The following is a 6,610-nucleotide window of genomic DNA, read 5'->3' on the forward strand; positions in this document are numbered from 1 at the left end:
CGCACACGGCACGGAGCCCGACGCGGGCGACGAGCGTGACCGCCCCGCCCACCGCCGCATCGAGTACGTGGCGGAACTCCTGGCCGACCGCACGCCCCGCACCACGGCCCTGCGCCCGGCCGCCCGGTCCGTCGCGCGGCTCCTCGCCGGACACGACACCTGCGTCGAACCGGCGACGCGGGTCCTTCTGGCGAGCGTGGACCTCGGCGCACCCGGGCCGGCCCTGCACGAACTGGCGCGGCTGCACACCGGCCGTCCCGCGCTCGCCGCCCGCACGGCCGACGCCCTGCGCTCCCGCGTCCGTCGGCAGGAGATCGTCGACGAGCCCGAACTCGACCGGACAGCACAGACGTTGGCCGAGTCCGGCGACCTCGCGGAGGGCCTGTTCGCCTGGGCCGTGACCGTGGCGTGCGGCGACCGCACGGCCTGGCCCGTCCGCTGGCGGGCCCGTCTGTCGGCTCTGCGGCGGCACGCGTCGCCGGACGTGCGCGACGCGGCGATCCGGGTCGGTACGGCGACCGACAGCTGACCACTCGCCGGGAGCGGCCGGGCCCGATCGGCGCAGGGGAGGCCGGGCCGCTCCGCCGCTGGTCCACGGGCACCCGGCACCTCAAACCCCCGCCTACCCACATTCACCCGAACGGCCCAACGGGTCAAGAAGTCCGCACTGGCCTCTCACCCCGTCCGCGCACCGCTCGGGGACGTTCCCGCAGTAGGCGTCGCTACGGTCGGTGATCCTTTGGTTTGCGGACTCGTCGGGGGCAGCGCCCGATGGAGGTGAGGCACACGGCACCTCCGGCGACCTCTGATCGCCTCCTGTGCCTGAGGGAGTGAGCACGCATGACAGAGGGCGAGACCTTCAGCGACCCGGACGCTCTGGCAGGGCTCACCGCCTACGACCGGGCGGGCGACAAGATCGGCAGTGTCGAACGGGTCTTCCTGGACGACGACACGGGTCGGCCGGAATGGGCCACGGTGAAGACGGGACTCTTCGGCTTGAAGGAGACGTTCGTCCCCCTCGCCGGTGCGGACCGCAAGGGGGACGCCCTGAACGTCCCCCACACCAAGGACACCGTCAAGGACGCTCCCCGGGTCGACGCGGATCAGCACCTGGATCCGGCGCAGGAGCGCGATCTCTACCGGCACTACGGCGTGACGCCCCCGACCGGCTCCCGACAGGGCACCGGTGACGGCGCGGGCCGCGCCGGTCACGGCACGGACCGTACGGCTCAGGGCATGAGCCGGACAGGCCAGGGCACGGGCCAGGCGGCGCAGGGCATGGGCGGCGCCGGCCGCACCGCACCGCAGGCCGCCCCCGGCGCGGCGCTGAGCGGCGGCATGGCGGGAGCCGCGGCCGGCTCCGGCGGGATCGGCGAGAGCTCCGGCCGCCATGCGGGCGCCCGCGAACCGGCGATGCGTTCCGGCATGGACGCGGACAGCAGCAAGAAGAACGAGATGATCCGCTCCGAGGAGCGGCTCCACGTCGGCACCCGCGAGGAAGAGGTCGGCCAGGCCCACCTGCGCAAGGTGGTCGTCACCGAGGACGTCACGACGTCCGTGCCGGTCTCGCACGAAGAGGTGCGCGTGGTGCGGGAGCCGATCAGGGAAGGCGACGTCAAGGGTGCGACCATCAGCGAGGCGCAGACCGAGGTGACGCTGCACGCCGAGCGTCCGGTGATCCGCAAGGACACCGTGGCGGTCGAGCGGGTCCGCCTGGAGACCGAGAAGGTCTCGGAGACCCAGGAGATCTCCGAGAAGGTCCGCAAGGAGGAGATCCGCTTCGACACCCCGCACGACGGCCAGAAGGGCCAGAAGGGGATGCCCGGCGAGGACCGCGGAAGGCAGGGCCCGCGCCACTGACTGACGGCGCGCAGCCGCTCGTTCCCGGCCAGGCTCCACCCGCACGGGCGGAGCCTGGCCGACTCGTGTGCAAGGGAGCCCGTCGACGGACGGCTCGCTCACCCTCCCCGCGCGTGGATGCTGTCAGGGTTGCGGCGTCCTTGCGCCCGGCGCGCGAGGATGAGCGTATGGACCTGCTGAGGCAGCACTCGCGCCGCGTCCGTCCGCTCACCGCGCTCGCCTTCGCCGGGGTCCTCTCCGGGATGATCGCCGGGTGCGGCGATCGGGCGCTGGGGGAGAGGGAGGGCAGTGACGCGGACGCGGTCGCGGCCCGCGCTCGGCAGGTCGCCGAAGCGTGGGACGGTTCGAGCGCGGCCGAGGCGTGGCGTGCCGGTCTGCACCCCATGAGTGACGTGACGCAGCCCCCGCGCGGAGGATTTCACAGTGCGGCGGACGAACGGGCGTACCGGCACAAGAACTTCGTCCTGCGGACTCAACTGCCGACCAGGTGGCCGAAGACCGGTCAGGTGGTCTGGCCGGACGGAGGGAAACTCTCACGCCCGTTGGTGGACCCCCGGAAGGCCTTCGAGAGCATGTCCTCCGCACCACCGGCGGGCGAGCCCCCGCTGACCGTGACCGGCGTGAAGTTCGCAACCATGACGATCACGACAGGCCGTGGGCCGACGACGGTACCGGCCTGGGCGTTCTCGGTGAAGGGCTACGAGAGTCCGGTCAAGCGGGCAGCCGCCGAACCCTCCGGGCTCCCCGACCGCCCTCCGGTCAGGGGCACTGCGGACGTTCCCGTGGACAAGGTCCATCACCTCGTGCGGATGGATCCACGAGAGCGCACGGTCTCCGTGGTCACCGTCCACGGTGCATGTGAGGAGTCGTCCGCCGTGGACGTCCTCGAGACGAAGGGCAGTGTGGTGCTGTCGGCCACCGCGGTGAACCGCAGGGGCGACGGCCTCTGCACGAAGCAGGCAGAGCTGCGGCAGGTGACGGTGAGGCTCGACCGGCCCCTGGGCGAGCGCCTCCTCCTGGACGCGCACACGGGACTGCCGGTCCCCTACCGGCCGGAGAACGGTCCCTCGCCCAGCTGGAGTTGAGGACCTTCCTGAGCTGAACGGGACTCTGTGCCGCGTCCTCGGACCAGCGGGAGAAACACCTCGTCGACGATCTCGACCAGGACACCGTCAGGGGCCGTCGGGGCGCCACGGACGACGAACTCGTTGCGCAGCAGGGTCATGGCGACGGTGGCGACTCTGGGGTGAAGTGCCTCGGGGGAGGCCTCGCCGCGGGCGATCGCGCGCCCGAGGATGGTCAGCCAGGGGGCGGCCTCCGCCTCGCCGGACTGGTCCTGGAGCTGTTCCAGGAGCTCGGCCGCGCCGCCCGCGGCGGCGAGGAGTTCGCGCAGGACGGCGCCCTGGGGAGAGCTCCAGTACCGGTTCGCCTGGCGCAGCCACTCCAGGGCATCGGTCCGCAGGCTGCCGGTGTCGGCCGGCTGCACGGTCGTGGCGCGTCGCCGGTAGGCCGCGACGGCGAGTGCGAGGCGGTGGGGCCAACGGCGGTAGATGGCGTTCTTGTTGGTGCCGGCCCGCGCCGCGACCTTGTCCATGGTCAGCCCCGAGAAGCCGGACTCGGTGAGGACGTCCGCCGCCGCACTCAGGATCGCGTCCTCCAGGGCCGCGCCGCGGCGGCGTGTGCGCCCGGCGGTGGAGGGAGCGCTCGGCTTCTCCGGCATGAGCGTGTCCTCTCCTCGCATGGGTACCCGGCGTGCCTTGTGATTGGACCACTTGCCCACGCCTGCGGCAATTAAGGTACGGTGAGTACCGTAAGGGTCGTCGATCGAAGCGGGAGTGAACCGTGCGGGCCAAGGGCATCAGCTACGACACCGGATTCGTCCACAACGGCAACCGCGGCCGTGAGCGGTTCGACGCCGAGGTGGTGCGCCGCGAGCTGGAGATCATCCGCGACGATCTGCACTGCACCGCGGTCCGCATCATGGGCGGCGACCCGGAGCGGATCGAGCTCGCCGCCGGGTATGCGGCGGACCTCGGCCTCGAGATCTGGTTCTCGCCCTACCCGCTCGAGCTGTCCCGCGACGAGATGCTGGCGCTGTTCGCCGACTGCGCCGAGCGCGCGGAACGGCTCAGGCGGCGCGGTGCCACCGTCGTGTTCGTCGCGGGCGCTGAACTCAGCCTGATGAACAAGGGGTTCCTGCCCGGCGACAGCACCGACGAGCGTGTCGCGCTGCTGAGCGACCCGGCTCGGGTGCGCGAGCACATCGGCCTCGTGGCCGCCAAGGTCAACGCGTTCCTGTCCGACGCCGTGACCGTGGTCCGCAGGAGCTTCGGCGGCCAGGTCACCTATGCCGCCGTACCGTTGGAGAACGTCGACTGGGCGCCGTTCGACTTCGTGTCCCTGGACCTCTACCGGTCGGCCGAGATCGCCGATCAGTTCGCCGAGGGCGTCAAGCGCATCGTCGCGCAGGGAAAGCCCGTCGCCATCACCGAATTCGGTGCGGCCGCCTACCGGGGAGCCGGCGAACTGGGCGCACGGGGCCTGGAGACCGTGGTCTTCGACCCCGACACACGTGTGCCGCTGCGACTCGTCGGAGACCCGGTCCGTGACGAGGCCGGACAGGCCGCGTATGTGCGCGAACTCCTGGAGGCGTTCGATGCCGGAGGCGTCGACACGGCGTTCGTGTTCACCTTCGCGCTGTACGACTTCCCGCACCGCCCGGAGGCGGAGGCGTGCGACGACCTGGACCTCGCGAGCTACGGCATCGTCAAGGTCCTCGACGGCGGATCAGGCGTCGCTTTCCCCGGGATGCCGTGGGAGCCGAAGGCGGCCTTCGCGGCGGTCTCGGACCATTACCGGGCCTGAACCGGGCCTGAGCGGCGCCGCGCGCCCGAGCGGCCGCGGCGGTGGTCCTCGACCGGTCGTCGACCGGCCGTCGTCCGCGTGATGTCCGCGGTCAGCCCGCGTCCACGGCTGCCAGGGACACGCGGGAGCGTTCCAGGTCGACGGAGACGATGCGCACCGACACGGTCCGCCCCTCGCGGACGGACGCAGCGATGTCCGTGACCGACTCGGTGAGCGGCACGAGCCCTTCGACACAGTCACCGATCCGAACGAAGAAGCCGATCGGCGTGATCTTCGTGACCGGCCCGGTGACCGTCCGTCCGACCTGTTCCGCGAACCGGGGGAGCAGGTCCTCGTGCCGGGCCCACGCGCGGAGCACGACACCTACCTGGTGCTGGCGTTCGGCATGCCACACCACTTCGCCGGTGACGCGCTGCCCCACGGGGGGTAGTTCCATGCACCTGGGCATCCTGTCGACGCGGGCCAGGCCGACGGCGTCGGGCTGAGTGTCCAGCGTCAGGAAGACACCGAAGGGCTGCCGCCCGATGACCTCCCCCGCGATCGAGGCACCGACAGGCAAGGAGCGCACGGTCTCGGTCCAGGCCGCGGCCGCGGAGGCGGCGTTCGGACGGTCCCTGCCGTGGTCGGACGGCCATGAGTACTCGCTCATGCGCAGATGGTGGCACGGTGACGCGGCAAAGGGCAGGTGAGGGGCGGCGAACCGACGTCCGGCCGGACGGTGCTGCACGAGCCGGGGCCGGGGGCGCGCGGTTCCAGGTGGGCGGCGTCGAACACCGCAGTACGTGTCGACCGTCGACCGACCTACCCACCTTCCCCACATCTCCTTCACAGTATTAAGATTCCGGCACTTGCCGTGGGGGCGGGGAACGCCCGGGCCGGTACCGGTCGTTGGTGCCGGGCCGTCTCGATGGGCGACACGGCCCGGCGTCCCCCTGTCGGTGCGGGGTGAGGGCGGGTTCCGGTGACGCACCTCCCGTGCGCCGCCCGTCGATCTCGATCTGTGGCGGCACCCCACGGCAGTCCCCGACAGGGCACACCCGCACGAACGAGAGAAGTCACTCATGTTGTTCGCCATGTCCACGGTCGCCACCCTGGCCGACGCCGACTCGGGCTCTTCGTCCGGCGGTGAGGTCTTCGTCGTGGTGCTGGGGGTCGCGTTCTTCCTCATGGGGGTGCGCTGGGCATTCAACATACGAGGTGCGGCGGACACCCAAGTGGCCAGGCGACAGGCGGGGCTTCGGCGCAGAGACCAGGCCGCAGGAGTCGTCGGGTCGGCCGAGACCGACTTCTTCGGACTGGCCTTCTACCGGTTCGTCGGCGCGTTCATGGCCTTCGCGGGCGTATTCCTTCTCGTCTGTGTTCTCGTTCTGCTCATGCTCTGAGCCGGCCCTGCTGCGTGAGCCCCGCGCCTCGGCCGGACGAGGTGTCAGTACCTCATTGCGACACGACCGTTGCGTAATAGTGCCGCGCTCTCTACTCTCCATAACGAAACGGCCGTATCGAAATAACGGAAGCCGACGGCCGGTGAACGCGGTGCTGTGCCCGGCCCGTCGGCTTCTGGTCACGTGTCGCGCGGAGAGGAACTGATCACGATGTGCCCTGCTGTTGCGCCGTCGGTGTCCGTGGCGTCACCCGAGGTGGCGGCCCCGTGAACCCTCCGCAGGCGCTCGCCGACAACTCCGCCCTGCTGGCCGTCCGCTTCCTGCTCGAAGTGACCTCGCTGGTCTGCGTGGGCGTCTGGGCCTGGCGCAGGACTCCGTCCCCGTGGCGCCTGCTGCTCGTCATCGCGCTGCCCGTCGTCGTGGGCTGGGCGTGGGGCACGTTCACCGTGCCCGACGACCCGTCCCGGGGCGGGGCCGGTGACGTCCGTACCCCGGGACCGCTG

Annotated in this window: 7 protein-coding genes and 1 pseudogene; 6 read left to right on the forward strand and 2 right to left on the reverse strand. The window is 71.4% G+C overall.

Annotation, left to right across the window (positions count from 1 at the left end):
* The 3 genes and pseudogenes from GTW43_RS19950 to GTW43_RS19960 form a co-directional block, all read left to right on the forward strand.
* Positions 1-529 (forward strand): annotated as a pseudogene (locus GTW43_RS19950) (hypothetical protein); the annotation flags it as partial.
* A 311-nt stretch (positions 530-840) separates the two neighbouring features.
* Positions 841-1,860, forward strand: coding sequence for a PRC and DUF2382 domain-containing protein (locus GTW43_RS19955; protein ID WP_161303379.1), 1,020 nt, complete (start codon positions 841-843; stop codon positions 1,858-1,860).
* 167 nt (positions 1,861-2,027) lie between these two features.
* Positions 2,028-2,945, forward strand: coding sequence for a hypothetical protein (locus tag GTW43_RS19960; protein ID WP_161303380.1), 918 nt, complete (start codon positions 2,028-2,030; stop codon positions 2,943-2,945).
* On the opposite strand, the gene GTW43_RS19965 is transcribed toward GTW43_RS19960, so the two are convergent.
* On the reverse strand, positions 2,906-3,580 hold the full coding sequence (locus GTW43_RS19965; RefSeq protein ID WP_161303381.1) for a TetR/AcrR family transcriptional regulator: 675 nt from the start codon (positions 3,578-3,580) through the stop codon (positions 2,906-2,908). The two genes, GTW43_RS19960 and GTW43_RS19965, sit on opposite strands and share 40 nt — an antisense overlap.
* A gap of 122 nt (positions 3,581-3,702) precedes the next feature.
* Here GTW43_RS19965 and GTW43_RS19970 point away from each other — a divergent pair, with 122 nt between their 5' ends.
* Positions 3,703-4,725 (forward strand): hypothetical protein, encoded by a 1,023-nt coding sequence (locus tag GTW43_RS19970; RefSeq protein ID WP_161303382.1) that lies wholly within the window; start codon positions 3,703-3,705, stop codon positions 4,723-4,725.
* 91 nt (positions 4,726-4,816) lie between these two features.
* Here GTW43_RS19970 and GTW43_RS19975 read toward each other — a convergent pair whose 3' ends face one another.
* Positions 4,817-5,374 (reverse strand): S1 RNA-binding domain-containing protein, encoded by a 558-nt coding sequence (locus tag GTW43_RS19975; protein WP_161303383.1) that lies wholly within the window; start codon positions 5,372-5,374, stop codon positions 4,817-4,819.
* 412 nt (positions 5,375-5,786) lie between these two features.
* Here GTW43_RS19975 and GTW43_RS19980 point away from each other — a divergent pair, with 412 nt between their 5' ends.
* Positions 5,787-6,107 carry a hypothetical protein gene (locus GTW43_RS19980; protein WP_161303384.1) on the forward strand — a complete coding sequence of 107 codons (321 nt, stop codon included), beginning with the start codon at positions 5,787-5,789 and terminating at the stop codon, positions 6,105-6,107.
* Positions 6,108-6,373: 266 nt separating this feature from the next.
* Positions 6,374-6,610 (forward strand): YrdB family protein (locus GTW43_RS19985; protein ID WP_161303385.1); only part of this gene is annotated, 237 nt, incomplete at its 3' end.

It is taken from the genome of Streptomyces sp. SID5785, assembly GCF_009870065.1.
Taxonomy (GTDB): Bacteria; Actinomycetota; Actinomycetes; order Streptomycetales; family Streptomycetaceae; genus Streptomyces.